Consider the following 18,468-nt stretch of genomic DNA (forward strand, 5'->3'; position numbering starts at 1 on the left):
CGTTCCTGCATCCGCGCCTCCTGTCCGACGGGACTAGCATGGCGGTGCGGGCTCCCTCAATGCGGGATGCAGCTCGAGGTGACGACAACCGGGAAGAGCGTGTAGGCGCTGGAGACGAGGCCGATCCAGGCGCCCATCACGATCAGGCGGCGGCGGCGCCCCTCGCCCTCGGGCAGGATGCGGAGCAGCAGGAGATGCAGGCCGAGGCCCAGCAGCCAGGCCGACCACATCGCCAGGTGGTGCCAGTCGGTGAAAAGGACGGGCCGCTCGTTCCAGCCGAGGCTGCATCCGACGCCGTGCAGCCCGTAGACGACGCTGAAGAGGACGCCCCACAGGATCGGGGCGGCCAGCGCCCGGGCGAGCCACATCATGACAGCACCTCGAGCAGCGCGACCGTGCCGAGCGCCGCGGCCGAGGTCGCCAGCCACCAGCCCTGGAAGAGCTGCCACGCCGGCGCCGCGCCACGCCGCGACAGGCTGATGCGCCCCTGGCGGAAGTCCATCACCGTCCGCAGCGCCAGCATCACGGCGATGACCCCGTGCACGACCGCGTAGCCGAGGATCGCGCCCCTGAGCGCGTCGCGTGCATGGCGGCGCGGATCGTCGAGGCCCGCCGCCAGCACGCCCAGCAGCCCGAGGGCGATAAGGCCGCAGACGAGGCCCGCCAGCGCCCAGCTGCTGCCCGCGGGCGCGGCGCGCAGCCGCTCGGCCCGCATCGCGGCCCAGCTGCCGACCGCCATCAGGGCCAGCGCGGCAAGCGCCGCCAGCAGCAGCGGGCCATGGGCCAGCCCGCTCGGCGGTGCCGGCCAGCCGGGCGCGACGACGCCGAGGAACCCGACCCCGAAGAGAAGCGAGCCGAAGAGCGCTCCATCGGCCAGGAGCAGCGCCAGCGCCCCGGTATAGGCCAGCGTATTGCGCGTCTGGTAGTGCAGCGGCAGCTGGATGCCCGGCGCGACCTCGATCCGGCCCCGGTCATGGGTCACGCCCATGATCCCGCCCCACCGCCAGGCCATGATCAGCGTCGCCGCGATGCCCAGCAGCGCCAGCCAGTACTGGCCGGCCAGCATCATGCCGAAGAAGCTGCCGATCGCGGCCGAGGTGGCGATGGGCAGCGCCGTGCTGGTCGCCAGAACCGCGACATGGTCCGGCCGTCCGCTTCCGGGATCGACGACCAGCGTCTCGCGGTCGCCGCGGGGCGCGCCGGGCAGCAGCCCCTCGCCCCGCGCCAACGGCAGAAGCGCGCCGGCATCCGGCTGACGCGGCCCGGGCAGCGAGGCGAAGTTGTACGAGGGCGCGGGCAGCGGCATCGCCCATTCATGCGTCGGCGCGTCCCACGGATTGCGCCAGCTGCGCCGCCCAAAGAGCCACTGCATGATGATGTCGAAGGCGAAGAGCGCGAAGCCTGCCGACATGACCATCCCGAAGATCGAGGAGGTGAGGTTCAGCCACTCCCATTCGGGGTTGTCGGGATAGACCGCGACGCGGCGCGGCATGCCCAGAAGGCCCGTCAGATGCATGATGAAGAAGGTGCCGTGAAAGCCGATGAGGATCAGCCAGAAGGCGCTCTCGCCCAGGCCGCGGATGCGCCAGCGCCCGCAGATCAGCGGCATCCAGTAGGTCACCGCGGCCAGCATCGGGAAGACGAAGCCGCCGATCAGGACGTAGTGCAGGTGCGCCACCACGAAATGCGTGTCATGGGCCTGCCAGTTGAACGGCACCATCGCCAGCATGACCCCGGTCAGCCCGCCCATCACGAAGGTCGCGAAGAAGCCCATCACGTAGAGCATCGGCAGGCGCAGCTGCACCTGGCCCATCCACATCGTCCCGATCCAAGCGAAGATCTGCACCGCCGTCGGCACCACGACCAGCGCCGAGGCGGCCGAGAAGAAGGCCAGCGCCATGTGCGGGATGCCGACCGTGAACATGTGGTGGACCCAGAGGCCGAAGGACAGGAAGACCAGCCCGATGACTGCCGCGACCAGCGCGCCGTAGCCGAGGATCGTGGTCCGGCTGAGGACCGGGATAATCGTCGAAAGCGCGCCGGCGGCCGGCAGGAAGATGATGTAGACCTCGGGATGGCCGAAGAGCCAGAAGAGATGCTGCCACAGCATCGGATCGCCGCCGCGGGCGACGTCGAAGAAGGGCCAGTCGAAGGCGCGCTGCACCTCGAGCAGGATCGAGCCGAGGATCAGCGGCGGAAAGCCCACCAGCATCATCACGGCGGTGCCCAGAAGATACCACGCCATCAGCGGCATCTTCGTCAGCGGCATGCCCGGCGCGCGGCAGCGGAGGATGGTCACGGTGATCTCGACCGCGGCGGCCATCGCGCTGATCTCGACGAAGGTGACGCCCAGGAGCCAGACATCGGCATTCACGCCCGGCGTGTAGGTCTTGTCGGTCAGCGGCACATACATGAACCAGCCGCCGTTCGGCGCCACGCCGAAGACCAGCGACAGCACGATGATCGCGCCGCCGAAGAAATAGCACCAGTAGCCGAGCGCGCTGAGCCGCGGGAAGGCCATGTCCCGCGCCCCGAGGATCTTCGGCAGCAGCCACAGCGCCAGCCCCTCGAGCAGGGGGATGGCGAAGAGGAACATCATGATGCTGCCGTGCATCGTGAAGATCTGGTTGTAGAGCGCGACGTCGAGAAAGTCGCCCTCGCGCGTGGCCAGCTGCGCCCGGATCAGCATCGCCAACACGCCGCCGATGGCGAAGAAGACGAAGGAGGTGACCATGAAGCGCAGGCCGATCGTGCCGTGGTTCACCGAGGTGAAAAAGCCCGCCCAGCCCGGCGCGTCCCGCCAGACGCGATCCAGTTCCCGGTGCAGGTGCAGCGCCCGCTGCGGCGGGTTCGCGGCGATGTCGATCCCGTGCGCGCGGATCTCGGCTTCGGAACGCGGTTTGGTGGAACGCGGGCCGGTCGCGGCGGTCTGCGGCAGGCTGGCATCGCTCATGGCTGGGCGTCCTCGATGATGTATTCGCTCATGTCGGGCATCGGTGCCGCGGGGTCGTAGGCGATGACGGTGAACCGCATGAAGGGATGGCCGACGCCGCAGAACTCGGCGCAGAGGCCCTCGTAGGTGCCGGGGGCATCCGCGCGCAGGCGGTGGACGTTCACATGCCCCGGAACCGCGTCCATCTTGCCGCCGAGCTGCGGGACCCAGAAGCTGTGGATCACGTCCTCGGACGAGATGAAGACGTCGAAGCTGCTGCCGGCCGGCACGAAGAGCGTGGTCTCAGTGCGGACTGGTTGGCCGTCCGGGCCGGGCTGCACGAACTCCCAGTCCCACCGCGCCGCATGGGCCTCGACCCGCAGCGCGTCGTCGGCACGCGCCAGCATCCGCTCGCCGATCCAGAGCGAGAAGCCGACGAGGATCGTCAGCACCGGCAGCGAGAAGCCGAGCCCCCAGCCCCAGATCCAGAACCGCTCGCCGCGGCCGCTGCCGGCGCGGGCGCGGATCGCCAGGACCAGCATGACGCAGATCATCAGCGTGATCAGTCCGCCGCCGATCAGCATCCCCCAGAGCAGCCGTGCGGCATCCTCGGCCGCCGGACCCGAGGGGCTCAGCGTGCTCAGCGGCCCCTCGCAAGCCGCCAGAAGCGGAACCGCCAGCGCCGCCGCAGTCTTGTGCTGGCAGAACCGCCGCAGAAGGAACCGCGCATGCGTGAGAAACGCAGCTGGAAGCAACGCCGCCGCCTGTCCGACCCGATCGAGGAACATGTCGCCTTCAACGACACCGAGACGAAGATCGCCCTGAACGGCCACCCGATCCATGCGATGATGGTCGCCTTCCCGATCACGCTGGCCTTCTCGACCTTCGGCGCCGACCTGTTCTACTGGTGGACGGCCGACGCCTTCTGGCCGCGCGTCGCGCTGTGGGCGGCGGGCTTCGCCTTCCTGATGGGCGTTCTGGCCGGCATCTCGGGCACGATCGAGCTGTTGATGGTGCCGGGCATCCGCATCCGGTCGGCCAGCTGGACTCATTTCATCCTCGCGGTCATGCTGCTGTCCGTCCTCGGGCTGAACTGGGGCTTCCGCCTGGCCAATGCCGAGGACGCGGTGCTGCCCTACGGGATCCTGATCTCGGCCCTCGCCGCGGCGATGACCGGCATCACCGGCTGGCACGGCGGCAAGCTGGTCTTCGACTACCACATCGGCACGCAGTCGCGCCCCGAATAGGGCGCCACCGGACAGGGCCCACGCGCTCATTGCTGGCCCCGCGGGGCCAGCAGGAACTCGGGCATGAACTCGGCGGTCCATGACAGATCGGGCTTGGCGAGGACCAGCCACAACACCCCAACCATCAGCGGCACGCCCAGCATCAGCGCCCAGACCGGCGACGGCAGGTGGTGCAGGCTGCGCTTCTCGGCCGAGGTCAGGATCAGGTGACCGATCCAGGCATGGACCAGGGCCATCCCCGAGACCAGCGCCAGCTTCAGCGCGAACCACAAATCGAACACCTCTTCGGCGAAGATCAGCCCCGTGCCCGAGGCGATGGCGATGATCGCGGCCGGCGTCGCGAAGGCGATGTAGCCGTAATGCGTGATCAGCCGGAACTCGATGTAGCGTGCCTGGGCCTTCTGGTCGCCCGTCTGGTGGCGCCAGGTGCTGCCGTAGAAATGCAGCAGCAGCGGCAGCGCGATCAGCGCCGCGCACCAGCAGAACATCGCCCCCAGATGCAGGAACTTCAGCCCCGCGACGATCATGCGGCGAAGCTCCGGCGCCAGCCGAGATGCAGCATGGCAAAGCCGATCACCGCCACCGGCAGGAAGCCCGGCACCCACATGACAAGCCCCGCGAGCTGCTGGTCCGCCAGCGGATCAAGGCCCCAGGCCGCCGCGCCCTCAACATGCTGGATGTAGAGAAGCCGCGGCGAGAAGGTCAGGATGGCGCCGACGAACCCCATGACCGCCGCGAAGCCGCCGATGAGGACAGCGCGCTGCAGCGCCTCCTGCCCGTCCGCGCCGGGGCGCAGGACGGCGGACCAGAAGGCCCAGGCCGGCAGCAGCATCGCCAATTGCAGCGCCCAGTAGACGAGGTCCGAGCCCCAGGCCGCCGCATAGACCTGCGGCAGGTGCCAGGCCACCATCGCCGCCGTGACCGCGGCAAGCGACAGCCCCGCCGGCAGGCGCGGCAGCAGGGGCAGCGCGTGGGCCAGGGCCGGCGCGGCGAGCGTCAGGATCAGCACGTGATGGGCCGCCCGCGCCGAGAACAGGGCCACCGTCAGCGCGCAGAGCGGCGAGGCGAAGGCGATCGCCACCGCCGCCCATCCCGCGCCTGCGGCCAGCCGCCGATCCGGCGCGGTGCGGGCCAGCAGCAGAGCGCCGAAGCCCGCCAGCGCCAGCAGCAGCAGCGGGTCGAGATTCCAGCTGCGCCACAGGTCCTGCGGCAGGGGGGCCGGGCCGCAATAGGGCAGGCTCTGGTTCATCATCGTTGTCCCTCTTGTCCGGGCAGCCGTCTCGCTTCAGGTCCGGTGCCGGGGCATGCTGCACCCCAACCTCCTGATGCGCCGACGGTTCCCGCACGTGGCACCATCGCGGAACCCCTGCCCCGGCGTCGCGTTCGGGCACATGCCCCCGTCGACGCCCCTTCCCGCCCGTGACGCCGCCGCGCCGCCCGCGGCTCATGTCCGGCCGTCGGACCGGCCGCTTGCCGTCAGGCTGCGCGCCGCGGCGCTGCTGGCGCTGGCGGCGCTGGCGGTCGCGCTGCCCTTCGCCGTGATCCTGGCCGGCGATCCGCCCGAGGCCCGCGGCTTCACCCGGGACTTCGCCTATGCGCTCGGCTTCGCCGCGCTGGCGCTGGCGGGGATGCAGTTCGCGCTGACCGGCCGTCTGAAGCCCCTGCTGCACCCCTTCGGCGCCGACATCGTGGTGGTCTTCCACCGCTTCCTCAGCTGGGGCGCCGTCGGGCTGATGCTGGGCCATTTCGGGATGTTCTACATCTGGCACCAGGACGATCTGGGCAGCCTCAGCCCGCTGACCGCCGCGCCCTACATGACCGCGGGCCGCGTCGCCCTGGGCTGCTTTGTCGTCCTGATCGTCAGTTCCGAGTTCCGCAAGCGGCTGAAGCTCGACTACCTCTGGTGGCGACGGCTGCACGTGGCGCTGGCGGTCATCGGCTTCGGCGCCGCGATCTGGCACGTGCTGGGCGCGGGGCACTTCACCGGCCGGGACGAGACGCGCGCGCTGTGGCTGGCGGTGACGCTGGTCTGGCTGCTGCTGCTTGCGTGGACGCGGCTCGGCCGGCCCCTGCGGCAGTGGTTCAACCCCTGGCGCGTGACCGAGAACCGCGACGAGGGCAGCGGCATCCGCACTCTGGTGCTCGAGCCGCAGGGTCGGCCGCTCCGCGGCTGGCGGCCGGGACAGTTCGCCTGGCTCGCCGTCGGCAACTCGCCCTTCGGCTTTCGCGAGCATCCCTTCACCATCTCGACCGCGCCGGACCGCGGACCGCAGATCTCGTTCTCGATCAAGCCGCTCGGGGATGACAGCAAGCGCCTGTCCCGGACGCCGGTCGGCGCCAGGGCCTATGTCGACGGCCCTTACGGCGTCTTCACCATCGACCGGGAGATCGACGCCGAAGGTTTCGTGATGATCGCCGGCGGCGTCGGCGTGACGCCCGTCATCGCCAACCTGCGCGCGCTGCATGCGCGGGGCGATCCGCGGCCGGTGATCCTGCTCTATGCCAATGAGACCTGGGACGAGGTCGCCTTCCGCGACGAGCTGTCGCGCATGTCCTCCGAAATGGACCTGCGCGTCGTCCATATCATCGCCGAGCCGCCCGAGGACTGGCCGCCCGAGGGTCATCTGACCGAAGCGGGGATGATCGACGAGGCGCTCCTGAAGCGCCTCCTGCCGCCCGAGAGCCGCGACTGGCCGCACATGATGTGCGGCCCTGCGCCGATGCTGGCGGCGGCGCGGTCGGCGCTGCTGCGGATGGGCGTTCCGGCCGGCCGCATCGACAGCGAAATCTTCGAGATGGTCTGACCGATGCGCCCCCTCCTCGCCCGCCTCCTCGCCGCTGCCCTGGTCCTTCTGGCCGTGGGCCTTGCCCTGGCCTTCGCCCTGCTGCTGCCTGCCGCGTCCTGATCCGGATCGCGGGCCTCTGTGCGCATGAACGAAAGCGGCCGGCGCCTGCGCGCCGGCCGCTTCCATGCAGTCATGAGGGTGCGGTTACTCCGCCGCCTCGCGATGCGTCTCGGGCAGCTGCCCGGCCAGCACCTCCTCGGCCTTCGCCTGACGGTTCGGGACCGAGCTGGTCCACTGGCCCCAGACCTCGCCGTCGATCTTGTCGCCGTTCGAGCCGAGCTTCGAGAGGCGGCGCTGGTCTTCGTCGGTCAGCACCTGGTTCGGCAGCGGCGCCATGCCGGCGACATCCTTGGCCGAGACGCCGATGATCTCGCCCACGCGGCGGCCGTAATCGTCATGGATCATCAGGAAGTGCCAGATCATGCGCTCCTGCACGTCGCGCTGACACTGGCCCAGCATCTCGCCCATTGTCTTGATCAGGTCGTCCCGCTCCCAGTCCATCATGGTGCAGAAGCGCGCCCGTGCCTGGACATAGTCGTTGCGCCGCTCCAGCACCGACTGCGTGAGGTGGCCGGTGACCTCGGGCGGGTTGTTCGGCTGGCGCTCGGCCTCGCGCAGGCCGTTGTGGATCGAGGGCTCGTAGTTCACCGAGGGGTTCTGGCCCGGCGCCTTGTCGCGGTAGAAGGACATCTGCCCGCCCGACTGGTTCGTCGCCACCTGCCCGCTCTTGGGCTGGTTCACCGGCAGTTGCAGGTAGTTCGGCCCCACCCGGTAGCGCTGCGTGTCCGAATAGGAGAAGGTGCGCCCCACCAGCATCTTGTCGTCCGAGAAGTCCAGCCCGTCGACCAGCACGCCCGTCCCCATCGCGATCTGCTCGTTCTCGTTGAAGAAGTCCTCGACGTTGCGGTTCAGCGTCATCACGCCGACATGGCGCAGCGGGAAGTCCTTTTCCGGCCAGACCTTCGTGTCGTCCAGCGGGTCCCAGTCCAGCTCGGGATGCTCATGGTCCTCCATGATCTGCACGAACATGTCCCATTGCGGGAAATTGCCCATCTCGATCGCGGTGAAGAGATCCTTGGACGCCGAGCCGAGATCCTGGCCCTGCACCTTCGCTGCCTCCTCACCCGTCAGGCTGGCAACGCCCTGGCGTGGGTGGAAGTGGTACTTGACGATGACCGTGCCGCCCTCGGCGTTCACCATCTTGTAGGTGTTGACGCCGAAGCCCTCCATGTGGCGATAGCTGGCCGGGATGCCGCGCGGGCTGAAGAGATGCGTCAGCATGTGCATCGACTCGGGCGTCTGGCTCATGAAGTCGAAGATGCGGTTCGGTTCCTGCCGGAAGGTCACCGGATCGGGCTTGAGCGAATGGATCACGTCCGGGAACTTGATCGCGTCGCGGATGAAGAACACCGCGAGGTTGTTGCCAACGAGGTCCCAGTTGCCGTCCTCGGTGTAGAACTTCACCGCAAAGCCGCGCGGGTCGCGCGCCGTCTCGGAACTGTCGCGCCCGCCGATCACGGTCGAGAAGCGGATCGCCAGCGGCGTCTTCTTGCCCTGCTCCTGGAAGAGCTTGGCGCGGGTGTATTTCGATGCCGGCTCGTCGCCGATCATGCCGGTGGCCTCGAATTCACCGTAGCACACAAAGCCGCGGGCATGGACCACGCGCTCGGGGATGCGCTCGCGGTCGAAATGGCTGATCTTTTCCAGGAAGTGGTAGTTCTCCAGCGTCGCCGGGCCGCGCGGGCCGACCGTGCGCTGCGACTGGTTGTTTCCGACGGGGTGTCCCTGCCGGGTCGTCAGCACGCCATCGGCGCGCGCCGCCGGACGCATGGCGTCGTCGCTTCTGTCTGTCATGGTATGGCCTCCAAAGTCTTTGGCACAGGCCCAAGACCACAGGCGCCGTTTTGTTCCCCGATATGTCTGCGTCATTGCCCCGCAGCCCGGAACCCATCGCAGCTTCGTCATGTTCCCGGTCAAAGGAGGACACGATGAAATCCCATGACGAAATCTGGTCCGAGTGGCAGGACCTGGTGAACATGCCGCCCTCGGCCCTGAAGAAATGGCTGGAGAGCGACGAGAGCCAGAGCGTCGGCGATACCGGCGGCAACGGCGAGAGCACCGGCCACAAGTCCGGCAAGCGCATCCTGGAGATCAAGGGGAAGAAGAAAACCGACCTCGACGACGAGGACTGGGCCCACATGGGCAAGGTCGTGGGCTACATCAAGCGCCACCTCGCACAGGGCGGCCCCGAGAAGGAAAAGGAGCACAGCGACTGGCGCTACTCGCTGATGAACTGGGGCCACGACCCGCTCGGATAGACCTGCCTCCAGAACCCACGACCTGCCTCTGCGGCGGCGGCACGAACGGCCGCCGCCGCTTGCGTTTTGCGCGACAGGATCTTGGCTAACGGATTGTATTTTAATCACTCTCCGCAAGAGGCGACTCGAGCGCTCTGGTAGAAGCGGCGTTGGCGACACCCGCCAATGGACCGTTCACCGAGCCGCGCCGAGGAGCTCTCCGTGCCCTATATCCACGACCTGATCGAGCTGTCGGGCATCGCCAGCAACACCGTCTACAGCGCGGCAAACGGCACCATCCGGGGCGTCATCGACGGCGCGACCTACACGGGCGACAACGACAACACGCTGACCACCATCGTCGAGCTGAACGACACCAAGAGCAGCACGCGCTACCTGACGATCAACGGCGTGAATTACCGGATCACGCTCGCCGTGCCTGGCGGCAGCGCGAATCCGGTCACGCTGACGAGCGCGTCGGGCGCGGTGACCAATGTCAGCGGCGATGGCCACACCTCGCAGATCGCCTTCATCCGCGCCGATCCGGTCTCGGGGACCGGCCCCACGCGCTACTTCGCGGTGCTGGACGACAGCGTCGGCAACCTCAACATCGCCACGCTCCAGACCCGGACGCTGGATTTCGATCCGGCCGGCAGCGACGTGAAGATCAACGTCAGCGCCAACAACGACATCACCACCGAGGCCGGCGACCGCCAGGTTGGCACGGCCGGCCCTGACCTGCTGAACGGCGGCGGGGGGAACGACTCGCTCTGGGGCCTCGACGGCAACGACACCCTGAACGGCGGGACGGGCAACGACTCGCTCTATGGCGGTGCGGGGAACGACGTCCTGGATGGCGGGGACGGCCATGATTGGCTCGAGGGGAACGAGGGCAACGACACGCTGTTCGGCGGTGCGGGCAACGACATGCTGATCGGGGGCATCGGCAACGACAGCATGCGCGGAGACGCAGGCGACGATTCTCTGGAAGGAGGCGACGGCAACGACACGCTGAACGGCAATGGCGGCAACGACACGCTGCGGGGCGGGACGGGAGAGGACAGCCTCGACGGCGGCCTCGGCAACGACCTTCTCTACGGCGACGAGGGCAACGACACGCTGCGTGGGGGCGGCGGGCTCGACACGCTCATGGGCGGCATCGGCGACGACCTCCTCGACGGCGAGGCGGACAACGACACGCTGGACGGAGGCGACGGCAACGACACCCTGCGCGGCGGGGACGGCAACGACCTGCTGACCGGCGGCGCGGGCAGCGACCTGATCGAGGGCGGGCCGGGCGACGATTCCGCCTCGGGCGGGACCGGCAACGACACGATCTATGGCGGCGACGGCAACGACACGCTGAACGGAGAGAACGACGACGACGTCCTCTTTGGCGAAGGCGGGAACGACCGCCTGTCGGGCGGGGCCGGCAATGACATGCTGGACGGCGGGGACGGTTTCGACACCCTGCTCGGCGGCAGCGGCGACGACCGCCTGCTGGGCGGGCTCGGCAACGACCTGCTGGTCGGCGGCGACGGCAACGATCTGCTGGAAGGGGGCGACGGCGACGACACGCTCTATGGCGACGATGCCGGCGACACGCGCGCGCCGAATGGCGGAAACGACAACCTTCAGGGTGGCGCCGGCAACGATGTCATCTATGGCGGCGGCGGGCGCGACTACATCCTGGGCGGCGACGGCAACGACACGATCGACGGCGGGGCGGATGAAGATGCCATCTGGGGCGGGAACGGCGACGACGTCATCTCGGGCGGCGACGGGAACGACTACATCGAGGGCAATGCCGGCCATGACACGATCTCTGGCGAGGGCGGGGACGACCAGCTGATCGGCAACGAAGGCAACGACTTTCTCGACGGCGGCGACGGCAACGATTTCTTGGTCGGCGGCATCGGGAACGACACGCTCATCGGCGGGACGGGCAACGACCACCTCCTGGGCGGAGAGGGCGATGATACCCTGAAGGGAGGCGACGGGACCGACCATCTGGACGGCGGGTCGGGGAACGACAGCCTTGAAGGAGGCGCCGGCAAGGACACGCTCAGCGGCGGCGAGGGGCAGGACACGCTCGACGGCGGCGAGGACGACGATCAGCTCTCTGGCGGCGGCGGCGATGACAGCCTCTCGGGCGGTGACGGCAACGACTACATCGATGGCGGCGACGGCCACGACATCGCGGACGGAGGCGCCGGCAACGACACCCTGATCGGCGGCGCCGGCAACGACACGCTCAGCGGCGGCGCGGGCAACGACCGCCTGTCCGGGGGGGCGGACAACGACCAGCTGAACGGCGGCGAGGGGAACGACACGCTGGACGGGGGCGCGGGCGACGACACGCTGTCCGGCGACGGCGGCGACGATGCGCTTTACGGCGGTGACGGCAACGACAAGCTGCTGGGCGGCAACGGCCGGGACAGCCTGGAGGGCGGCAAGGGGCACGACCGGCTGGACGGCGGCGCCGGCGACGACCTGCTCGACGGCGGCGCGGGCAGCGACACGCTGACGGGCGGCGCGGGCAACGACGTCTTCCGCTACACGCCCGACGGCAGCGTCGACACGATCACCGACTTCAACTTCGGCAACACCGGCGCCCTGAACGACAAGAACGCCGCGAACAACGACTTCATCGACCTCAGCCCCTATTACCACAAGCTCTCGGACCTGCGCGCCGACTTCAACGATGACGGCATCCTCAACCAGTCTAACACCAAGGACATGAAGGGCCGGCCCGTCACCTATGACGGCCGCAGCTCGCTGCTGGTGGACGGACAGGGCGGCATCCAGTTCCTGGACGTCACGTGGCGGGACTTCACGTCCGAGAACACCGGCGTGCCCTGCTTCGTCCGCGGCAGCCGGATCATGACCGCGGCGGGCGAGGTGCCGGTCCAGGACCTCGTGCCGGGGGATCTGGTGATGACGCTGGACGAAGGTCCGCAGCCGCTGCTCTGGACCGGCCACCGCGCCCTGACCGAGGCCGAGCTGCGCGCAAGTCCGCATCTGGCGCCGAACACCATCGCGGCGGGGGCGCTCGGCGAGGGACTGCCGCGGCGCGATCTGACCGTCTCGCCGCAGCACCGCGTCCTGGTGCGCTCGCGCATCGCGCAGCGCATGTTCGGACGGCCCGAGGTGCTGGTGGCGGCCAAGCATCTTCTCGGCGCCGCGGGCGTGACGGTCGCCGCGCGGCCGGGTCCGGTCGAGTACTGGCACATCATGTTCGACAGCCACCAGATCGTCCTCTCCGAAGGCGCGACGACCGAAAGCCTGTTCGTCGGCCCCGAGGCGCTCAAGTCCTTGAGCGAGGCCAGCCGGCGCGAGATCATCGAATTGCTGCCCCAGCTGCGCGACGGGCTTCCGGCGCCGGCCCGGCCGCTGGTCGGCGGCCGCCCAGCCCGCTCGCTTGTCGCCCGGCACATGAAGAACGCGGTCGCCCTGTGCGAGGCGTCCGTCTGACGCGGCACGTGCCGGCAGGGCCGACATCACCTCGGTGACCTGATCCCTTTGGCGCGTTTGCAGATCGGCGGTCGATCTCGCTGATCCTTTTGCAGCACCTCCCTTGCGTATCTCCGAACGGCAGCCATATACCATCCATGTGGATGGCATGAGGCAGGTGATGGCAGAGATCACGCAGTTGCGCGACCGGCAGCCCGAGAGCGAGAAGATCACGATCAACCTCGGCTTCGTCGACCTGGGCCGGATCGACCTGCTGGTGCGCGAGGGGTTCTACTCGAACCGCAGCGACTTCATCAGGACGGCGATCCGCAGGCAGTTCGACACGCATGGCGAGGCCGTGGACCGCTCGATCGAGCGGCACATGATGGAGCTTGGCCTGCGCGAATTTACCCGGACCGAACTGGAGCAGGCCCGCGCGGCCGGCGAGACGCTGCATGTCAGGGTCGTGGGCCTCGCGCGCATCGCCGGCGACGTCACACCCGAGCTGGCCCGCGCCACCATCGGCTCGATCACTGTTCTCGGCGCCCTTCAGGCCTCGGCGGACATAAAGAAGGCATTGGCCGACCGCATCACCTGATGGCGGATCGCGAAAGGAAGATACAAATGATCGATCTCAAAGCAGGCGCCTGGCGCAAGGCAATGGGCAACGCGCAGCTGGCCTCGGCCAATGACCTCGTTGCGCAGACGCTGGCGCGGCATGGCCTCGCCTCTCCCCTGCCCTCCGGGACTGCGGCGCCCCTGTCGCCTCGCCCGCTCGGCGAGGCCGGCGGCGGCACGATAGCCTCGGCGCTCGCCGGCCTTGCCGGGCGCATGGGTCGGCCCGCGGCCGCGCCGGACCCCCTGCCCGATGGCGCCAGCTTCGCCGAGGACAGCTTCACCTGCCCGGCCGGCACCCGCCGCTACCGGACCTACGTTCCCGCCTCTGCGAAGGACGGCGTGACCGGGCTGGTCGTCATGCTGCACGGCTGCACCCAGAACCCCGAAGATTTCGCGGCCGGCACGGGCATGAACCAGCTGGCCGAGGCGCATCGCTTCATCGTCGTCTATCCCGCGCAATCGCGGGGCGACAACGCGCAGTCCTGCTGGAACTGGTTCAGCCGCGGCGACCAGCGGCGCGACCGGGGCGAGCCCGCGATCATCGCCGGGATCACCCGCTCGGTCATGGAACGCCACGCGGTGCCGCCGCAGCAGGTCTTCGTCGCGGGCCTCTCGGCAGGGGCCGCGATGGCGGTCATCCTGGGCGCGGCCTATCCCGAACTCTTCCACGCCGTCGGTGCCCATTCTGGCCTGCCGCTCGGGGCGGCCAAGGACGTGCCCTCGGCCTTCGCGGCCATGGCGGGCCAAGTCACGGATGCAGGTTCGGGCGGGCCGGCGGTCCGCACCATCGTCTTCCACGGCTCGGCCGATGCCACCGTGCATCCCCAGAACGGCGAGCGCATCGCCCGCCACGCCATCGACAACGGCCCCCGCGAGAGCCTGCAAACCAAAAGCAGCGGCTCTGCCGGCGGCCGGTCCTACCGCCGCTGCGTCACCCATGGCGAAGGAACCGGTGGTGGCGACACCGGCGGGGCGCCTTCGGTCGAGCATTGGCTGATCGATGGGATGGGCCATGCCTGGTCCGGGGGCAAGCCGGCCGGCAGCTACACGGACCCCAAGGGTCCCGATGCCAGCGCGGAGATGGTGCGCTTCTTCTTTGGCGAAGCCCCCCGCTGAAGGGGGCTTCGGCCGGGCCGATGCCGACCCTTACTTGTTGGTGCGGCCCTGCTGGTTCGGATCGATGCCGCCCGCGGGGGTGGCGTCGTTCTTGACGTCGCCCTCGAAGGTGGTCTCGCCCTCGATCGGCGGCTCGTTCGTCATTGCAAAGCGGCCCTTGGACCGTCCGATGCCGGGATCGTCCTTCAGGTTGTCGCGCAGGTCCAGGCCGACCTCCGTATCCGACTTCGGCTGCTTGCTGCTGCTCATGCTGCGTCCTCCTTGCGGGTCCATGAGCAAGGCCAACCGCCCGCGCGCCCCGTTGTTCCGCCGCAGCCTGGCCTCGATGCCGCACGTGATGCATCGACCTGCCGCGCCGCGGCGTTGAGGGCGAGGCTCAGGCGAAGGGGACGGGATGCTGACGAAATGGAACTGGCTCATGGCCCGGCTTGGGCGCCAGCTGTGGTTCCGGGCCACGCTGATGGGGCTTCTGGGCATCGCCACCGCGGCGGCGGGCACCATGGCGGACCGCTTCCTGCCCGACAGCTGGGCGCTCGAGATGGGCTCGGATGCGGTGGACAACATCCTGACGATCCTCGCCTCCTCGATGCTGGCGGTGACGACCTTTTCGCTGACGACGCTGACGAGCGCGCTTGGCGATGCCACCTCGAATGCCAGCCCGCGGGCGACGCGGCTGCTGATGCAGGACGGTGTCACGCAGAACGTCCTGTCGACCTTCGTCGGCGCCTTCCTCTTCAGCATCGTCGGCATCGTCGTCCTGCAGGCGCAGGCCTATGGTGAGCGCGGGCGCGCGGTGCTGTTCTTCGTGACCATCCTCGTGCTGGCGCTGGTCGTCGTGTCGCTGCTGCGATGGATCGACCACCTGATCAAGCTGGGGCGGGTCGGCGAGACGGCGCAGCGCGTGCAGACCATCGCCCGCAGCACGCTGAAGGCTCGCAAGGAGGCGCCGGGCCTTGGCGGTAAGCTGCGCCCGCCCGGACAGCCCATGCCGACGCTGGCCCGGCGCGTGGCTGCGACCGGCATCGGCTACATCATCCATATCGACATGCAGCTGATCGAGAAGGCCGCGGCCGAGCGCGACCTGCGCGTGGACCTGGCGACGCTGCCCGGCAGCTATGTCCATCCCGGCGCGACGCTGGCCTATGTCAGCGGCGCGACGGACGAGGCGCTGGAGGACTGCATCCGCGCGGCCTGCGCCATCTCGGTCAGCCGCGACTACGATCAGGACCCGCGCTTCGGCATCCTTGTCCTGTCCGAAATCGGCTCGCGCGCCCTCTCGCCCGGCATCAACGACCCCGGCACCGCCATCGACATGATCGCCCGGATCACCGAGCTGCTGGCCTTCTGGGCCGAGGGCGAGGTCGAGCAGGCGGACGTCCGCTATCCCCATGTCCATGTCCCGATGCTGAACAGCGCCGATCTTCTGGAGGACGGCTTCGCGGCGATCGCGCGGGACGGGGCCGGCGTCATCGAGGTGCAGATGCGGCTTCAGAAGGCGCTCGGAGCGCTCATGGGAATGGGCGATGACAGCTTCCGCAGCGCCGCGCGTACGCAATCCCGGCTGGCCTTCGCGCGGGCCGAGAAGGCGCTGACGCTGCCCGAGGAGGTGGAGCGTCTGGCCGCGCTTCTTCCCCCGCGCGACGCTGATGACCTGCAGGGCAAGGCGGATAACGCGGAACCCCAGGCCGTGGATGACCGTTGACTTGCAACAGAAACGAAACCGACAGGAGTTCAAAATGGGTGAGATGACCGACAAGGCGAAGGCTGCGGGCAACAAGGCCATGGGCAGCGTGAAAGACGGTATCGGCGATATGACGGACAACAAGGACCTGCAGGCCGAGGGCAAGGCGCAGAAGGCCAAGGGCTCGGCGCAGGACGTGTCCGGCACCGTCAAGGGCAAGCTCGGCAACGACATCTGATTGCCTCGAGCTTCGCAGGAAGGCCCCGCTTCGGCGGGGCCTTCTTCGTTTGCAAGCCATGCTTCCCTCAGATGCGCCCTTCCTCGACCGCATGGCAGGCGGCGGCCTGCACGCCGCGGCGGGTGAGGCCGGGGATCTCGATCCGGCAGCGCTCGTTCGCGAAGGGGCAGCGGGGATGGAACGGGCAGCCCGGCGGCGGGTCGATCGGGGACGGGATCTCGCCCTCGACCTTCTTGCGGCGGCGGCCGGTCATCTCGATGTCCGGCACCGCGTCCAGCAGCATCCGCGTGTAGGGGTGCTGCGGGGTCGCGAACAGCGCCTCGGCCTCGCCCACCTCGGCCAGGCGGCCGAGGTAGAGGACGCCGATCTCGTCCGCCATGTGCCGCACGACCTGAAGGTTGTGCGAGATGAAGACATAGGTCAGGCCGAACTCGTCCTGCAGGTCGCGCATCAGGTTCAGGATTTGCGCCTGCACCGAGACGTCCAGCGCGCTGGTCGGCTCGTCGCAGACGATGAACTCGGGATTGGCCGCCAAGGCGCGCGCGATAGCGATGCGCTGGCGTTGCCCGCCCGAGAACTGGTGCGGGAACTTGATCCCGTCCTCGGGCGAAAGGCCGACCAGCGTCAGCAGCTCGCCCACGCGGATGCGGCGGGCGCGGTCGTTCATCGTCTTCTCGAAGACGCGCAGCGGCTCGGCGATGATGTCCACGACGCGCCAGCGCGGGTTGAGGCTGGCTAGCGGATCCTGGAAGATCATCTGGAACCTGCGGCGCAGGCGGCGCGCCTCGGCCCCGCGCAGTCCGCGGGCCAGCGAGGTGCCGTCGAAGACGATCTCGCCCTCGGTCGGCTCCAGAAGGCCCACGATCAGCCGGGCGATGGTAGACTTGCCCGAGCCGCTTTCGCCGACCAGCGCAAAGGTCTTGCCCTTGGCGACGGTGAAGCTGACATCCTTCACCGCGTTCACATAGACCTTGTCCTTGCCCTCGATCTTGCGGTTGAGCCAAGGGGCCGAGACGTCGAAGCGTCGCGACAGGTGGCGGACGTCCAGAAGGGTGTCGCTCATGCTTAGGTGACCTCCGGGTAGAGCCAGCAGGCGGCGCGGCGGCCGGGTTCGATCTCGGACGCGGCAGGGCGGTGGATGCGGCACTTGTCGAAGACCTTGGGGCAGCGCGGGTTGAAGGCGCAGCCCTGCGGGATCGCGTTGAGGCGCGGCATCGAGCCGGGGATGTGCACCAGCCGGTCGAGGTTCTCGCCCAGCTTCGGGATCGCGCCCATCAGCCCCTGCGAATAGGGATGCTTGGCGTCCTTGATGACGGACGCCACCGGCCCCAGCTCGGCCAGCCGCCCGGCATACATCACCGCGACGCGGTCGGCCGTCTCGGCGATGACTCCCATGTCATGCGTGACCAGCATGATGGCGGCGCCCCGCTCGGCGCAGATCTCCTTCATCACGTCGATGATCTGCGCCTGAACCGAGACGTCCAGCGCGGTCGTCGGCTCGTCCGCGATCACCACCTCGGGGTCGGCACAGAGCGCCAGCGCGATCACCACGCGCTGCCGCATCCCGCCCGAGAACTGGTGCGGGTAGTCGTCGATCCGCCGCGCGGCATCGGGAATGCCGACATCGTCCAGTAGCTTCACGGCGCGCTTGCGGGCGTCGCTTTCGGACAGCGGCAAATGCGTGCGGATCGTCTCGATCAGCTGGCGCGAGATGCGGTAGAGCGGGTTCAGCGAGGTCAGCGGGTCCTGGAAGATCATGCCAATCCGCCGGCCGCGGATCTTGCGCATCTCGTCGGGAGCGAGGTTGTCGATGCGCTTCTCGCCCAGCCAGATCTCGCCCCGGGCGATGCGGCCCGGCGGGTCGATCAGGCCGATGATGGCGGCGCCGGTCATCGATTTGCCGGCGCCGCTTTCGCCGACCACGCCCAGCACCTCGCCGGGCATGATGTCGAAGGTGATGTCCTCAACGGCGGTCAGCAGGCCGCGCCGGGTCGGAAACTCGACCGTGAGGCCGCGAACGGAAAGAACGGGTTTGCTCAT

At 68.9% G+C, this 18,468-nt stretch carries 17 protein-coding genes; 8 read left to right on the top strand and 9 right to left on the bottom strand.

Annotated features, from left to right (window positions below; translation table 11 throughout):
• Positions 1–56: 56 nt before the first annotated feature.
• Genes BLP73_RS07540 through BLP73_RS07550 form a run of 3 tightly spaced genes read right to left on the bottom strand, consistent with a single transcriptional unit; the run spans position 57 to position 3,687 of the window.
• Positions 57–371 carry a hypothetical protein gene (locus BLP73_RS07540; RefSeq protein WP_139165911.1) on the bottom strand — a complete coding sequence of 105 codons (315 nt, stop codon included), beginning with the start codon at positions 369–371 and terminating at the stop codon, positions 57–59.
• Complete coding sequence (gene ctaD / locus BLP73_RS07545; protein WP_175453272.1) at positions 368–2,953, bottom strand: cytochrome c oxidase subunit I; 2,586 nt, start codon at positions 2,951–2,953, stop codon at positions 368–370. Before ctaD ends, BLP73_RS07540 begins: the two co-directional genes overlap by 4 nt.
• Positions 2,950–3,687, bottom strand: a complete 738-nt coding sequence (locus BLP73_RS07550; RefSeq protein WP_217630651.1) for a cytochrome c oxidase subunit II — start codon at positions 3,685–3,687, stop codon at positions 2,950–2,952. Before BLP73_RS07550 ends, ctaD begins: the two co-directional genes overlap by 4 nt.
• Between BLP73_RS07550 and BLP73_RS07555 the strand changes: the two genes are divergently transcribed.
• Positions 3,661–4,179: a DUF2231 domain-containing protein gene (locus tag BLP73_RS07555; RefSeq protein ID WP_090742161.1), complete on the top strand. Its 519-nt coding sequence runs from the start codon at positions 3,661–3,663 to the stop codon at positions 4,177–4,179. The genes BLP73_RS07550 and BLP73_RS07555 overlap by 27 nt on opposite strands.
• Before the next feature lie 26 nt (positions 4,180–4,205).
• On the opposite strand, the gene BLP73_RS07560 is transcribed toward BLP73_RS07555, so the two are convergent.
• Both BLP73_RS07560 and BLP73_RS07565 read right to left on the bottom strand, forming a co-directional pair.
• On the bottom strand, positions 4,206–4,706 hold the full coding sequence (locus BLP73_RS07560; RefSeq protein WP_090741941.1) for a CopD family protein: 501 nt from the start codon (positions 4,704–4,706) through the stop codon (positions 4,206–4,208).
• Positions 4,703–5,428 (bottom strand): cytochrome c oxidase assembly protein, encoded by a 726-nt coding sequence (locus BLP73_RS07565; protein WP_245686588.1) that lies wholly within the window; start codon positions 5,426–5,428, stop codon positions 4,703–4,705. Before BLP73_RS07565 ends, BLP73_RS07560 begins: the two co-directional genes overlap by 4 nt.
• A 142-nt stretch (positions 5,429–5,570) precedes the next feature.
• Here BLP73_RS07565 and BLP73_RS07570 point away from each other — a divergent pair, with 142 nt between their 5' ends.
• Positions 5,571–6,983 carry a ferredoxin reductase family protein gene (locus tag BLP73_RS07570; protein WP_175453273.1) on the top strand — a complete coding sequence of 471 codons (1,413 nt, stop codon included), beginning with the start codon at positions 5,571–5,573 and terminating at the stop codon, positions 6,981–6,983.
• Between the two features lie 186 nt (positions 6,984–7,169).
• Here the strand turns inward: BLP73_RS07570 and BLP73_RS07575 are convergent, their stop codons facing one another.
• Entirely contained in the window at positions 7,170–8,879 is a 1,710-nt protein-coding gene (locus BLP73_RS07575; RefSeq protein WP_175453274.1) for a catalase, read from the bottom strand.
• A gap of 134 nt (positions 8,880–9,013) precedes the next feature.
• Between BLP73_RS07575 and BLP73_RS07580 the strand changes: the two genes are divergently transcribed.
• The 4 genes from BLP73_RS07580 to BLP73_RS07595 all read left to right on the top strand — a co-directional run bounded on the left by BLP73_RS07580 (position 9,014) and on the right by BLP73_RS07595 (position 14,509).
• Entirely contained in the window at positions 9,014–9,343 is a 330-nt protein-coding gene (locus BLP73_RS07580) for a DUF3140 domain-containing protein (protein ID WP_090741948.1), read from the top strand.
• 201 nt (positions 9,344–9,544) lie between these two features.
• Entirely contained in the window at positions 9,545–12,796 is a 3,252-nt protein-coding gene (locus BLP73_RS19915) for a Hint domain-containing protein (protein ID WP_217630652.1), read from the top strand.
• A gap of 160 nt (positions 12,797–12,956) precedes the next feature.
• On the top strand, positions 12,957–13,373 hold the full coding sequence (locus BLP73_RS07590) for a CopG family transcriptional regulator (protein WP_090741952.1): 417 nt from the start codon (positions 12,957–12,959) through the stop codon (positions 13,371–13,373).
• A 26-nt stretch (positions 13,374–13,399) separates the two neighbouring features.
• Positions 13,400–14,509, top strand: a complete 1,110-nt coding sequence (locus tag BLP73_RS07595) for an extracellular catalytic domain type 1 short-chain-length polyhydroxyalkanoate depolymerase (RefSeq protein ID WP_090741954.1) — start codon at positions 13,400–13,402, stop codon at positions 14,507–14,509.
• A 30-nt stretch (positions 14,510–14,539) separates the two neighbouring features.
• Here BLP73_RS07595 and BLP73_RS07600 read toward each other — a convergent pair whose 3' ends face one another.
• Positions 14,540–14,758: a hypothetical protein gene (locus BLP73_RS07600; protein WP_090741957.1), complete on the bottom strand. Its 219-nt coding sequence runs from the start codon at positions 14,756–14,758 to the stop codon at positions 14,540–14,542.
• Between the two features lie 145 nt (positions 14,759–14,903).
• On the opposite strand from BLP73_RS07600, the gene BLP73_RS07605 reads away from it, so the two are divergent.
• Together BLP73_RS07605 and BLP73_RS07610 are read left to right on the top strand one after the other, a co-directional pair.
• Positions 14,904–16,211, top strand: coding sequence for a DUF2254 domain-containing protein (locus BLP73_RS07605; RefSeq protein ID WP_245686589.1), 1,308 nt, complete (start codon positions 14,904–14,906; stop codon positions 16,209–16,211).
• A gap of 34 nt (positions 16,212–16,245) precedes the next feature.
• A complete protein-coding gene (locus BLP73_RS07610; protein WP_090741959.1) occupies positions 16,246–16,428 on the top strand; it encodes a CsbD family protein in 183 nt (60 codons plus the stop codon).
• A 67-nt stretch (positions 16,429–16,495) separates the two neighbouring features.
• Here the strand turns inward: BLP73_RS07610 and BLP73_RS07615 are convergent, their stop codons facing one another.
• Both BLP73_RS07615 and BLP73_RS07620 read right to left on the bottom strand, forming a co-directional pair.
• Complete coding sequence (locus BLP73_RS07615; RefSeq protein WP_090741961.1) at positions 16,496–17,491, bottom strand: ABC transporter ATP-binding protein; 996 nt, start codon at positions 17,489–17,491, stop codon at positions 16,496–16,498.
• A 2-nt stretch (positions 17,492–17,493) separates the two neighbouring features.
• A complete protein-coding gene (locus BLP73_RS07620; protein WP_090741963.1) occupies positions 17,494–18,468 on the bottom strand; it encodes an ABC transporter ATP-binding protein in 975 nt (324 codons plus the stop codon).

The sequence above is a fragment of the Paracoccus tibetensis genome (assembly GCF_900102505.1).
GTDB classification, from domain to species: domain Bacteria; phylum Pseudomonadota; class Alphaproteobacteria; order Rhodobacterales; family Rhodobacteraceae; genus Paracoccus; species Paracoccus tibetensis.

Excerpts from the sequence above, each read along its gene's own strand:
- BLP73_RS07615 (WP_090741961.1), bottom strand. The coding sequence starts at position 17,491 with ATGAGCGACACCCTTCTGGACGTCCGCCACCTGTCGCGACGCTTCGAC.
- ctaD (WP_175453272.1), bottom strand. The coding sequence starts at position 2,953 with ATGAGCGATGCCAGCCTGCCGCAGACCGCCGCGACCGGCCCGCGTTCC.
- BLP73_RS07565 (WP_245686588.1), bottom strand. The coding sequence starts at position 5,428 with ATGAACCAGAGCCTGCCCTATTGCGGCCCGGCCCCCCTGCCGCAGGAC.
- BLP73_RS07575 (WP_175453274.1), bottom strand. The coding sequence starts at position 8,879 with ATGACAGACAGAAGCGACGACGCCATGCGTCCGGCGGCGCGCGCCGAT.
- BLP73_RS07600 (WP_090741957.1), bottom strand. The coding sequence starts at position 14,758 with ATGAGCAGCAGCAAGCAGCCGAAGTCGGATACGGAGGTCGGCCTGGAC.
- BLP73_RS07610 (WP_090741959.1), top strand. The coding sequence starts at position 16,246 with ATGGGTGAGATGACCGACAAGGCGAAGGCTGCGGGCAACAAGGCCATG.
- BLP73_RS07570 (WP_175453273.1), top strand. The coding sequence starts at position 5,571 with ATGCCCCCGTCGACGCCCCTTCCCGCCCGTGACGCCGCCGCGCCGCCC.
- BLP73_RS07605 (WP_245686589.1), top strand. The coding sequence starts at position 14,904 with ATGCTGACGAAATGGAACTGGCTCATGGCCCGGCTTGGGCGCCAGCTG.
- BLP73_RS07580 (WP_090741948.1), top strand. The coding sequence starts at position 9,014 with ATGAAATCCCATGACGAAATCTGGTCCGAGTGGCAGGACCTGGTGAAC.
- BLP73_RS07540 (WP_139165911.1), bottom strand. The coding sequence starts at position 371 with ATGATGTGGCTCGCCCGGGCGCTGGCCGCCCCGATCCTGTGGGGCGTC.
- BLP73_RS07620 (WP_090741963.1), bottom strand. The coding sequence starts at position 18,468 with ATGAGCAAACCCGTTCTTTCCGTTCGCGGCCTCACGGTCGAGTTTCCG.
- BLP73_RS07555 (WP_090742161.1), top strand. The coding sequence starts at position 3,661 with ATGCGTGAGAAACGCAGCTGGAAGCAACGCCGCCGCCTGTCCGACCCG.
- BLP73_RS07560 (WP_090741941.1), bottom strand. The coding sequence starts at position 4,706 with ATGATCGTCGCGGGGCTGAAGTTCCTGCATCTGGGGGCGATGTTCTGC.
- BLP73_RS07595 (WP_090741954.1), top strand. The coding sequence starts at position 13,400 with ATGATCGATCTCAAAGCAGGCGCCTGGCGCAAGGCAATGGGCAACGCG.
- BLP73_RS07590 (WP_090741952.1), top strand. The coding sequence starts at position 12,957 with ATGGCAGAGATCACGCAGTTGCGCGACCGGCAGCCCGAGAGCGAGAAG.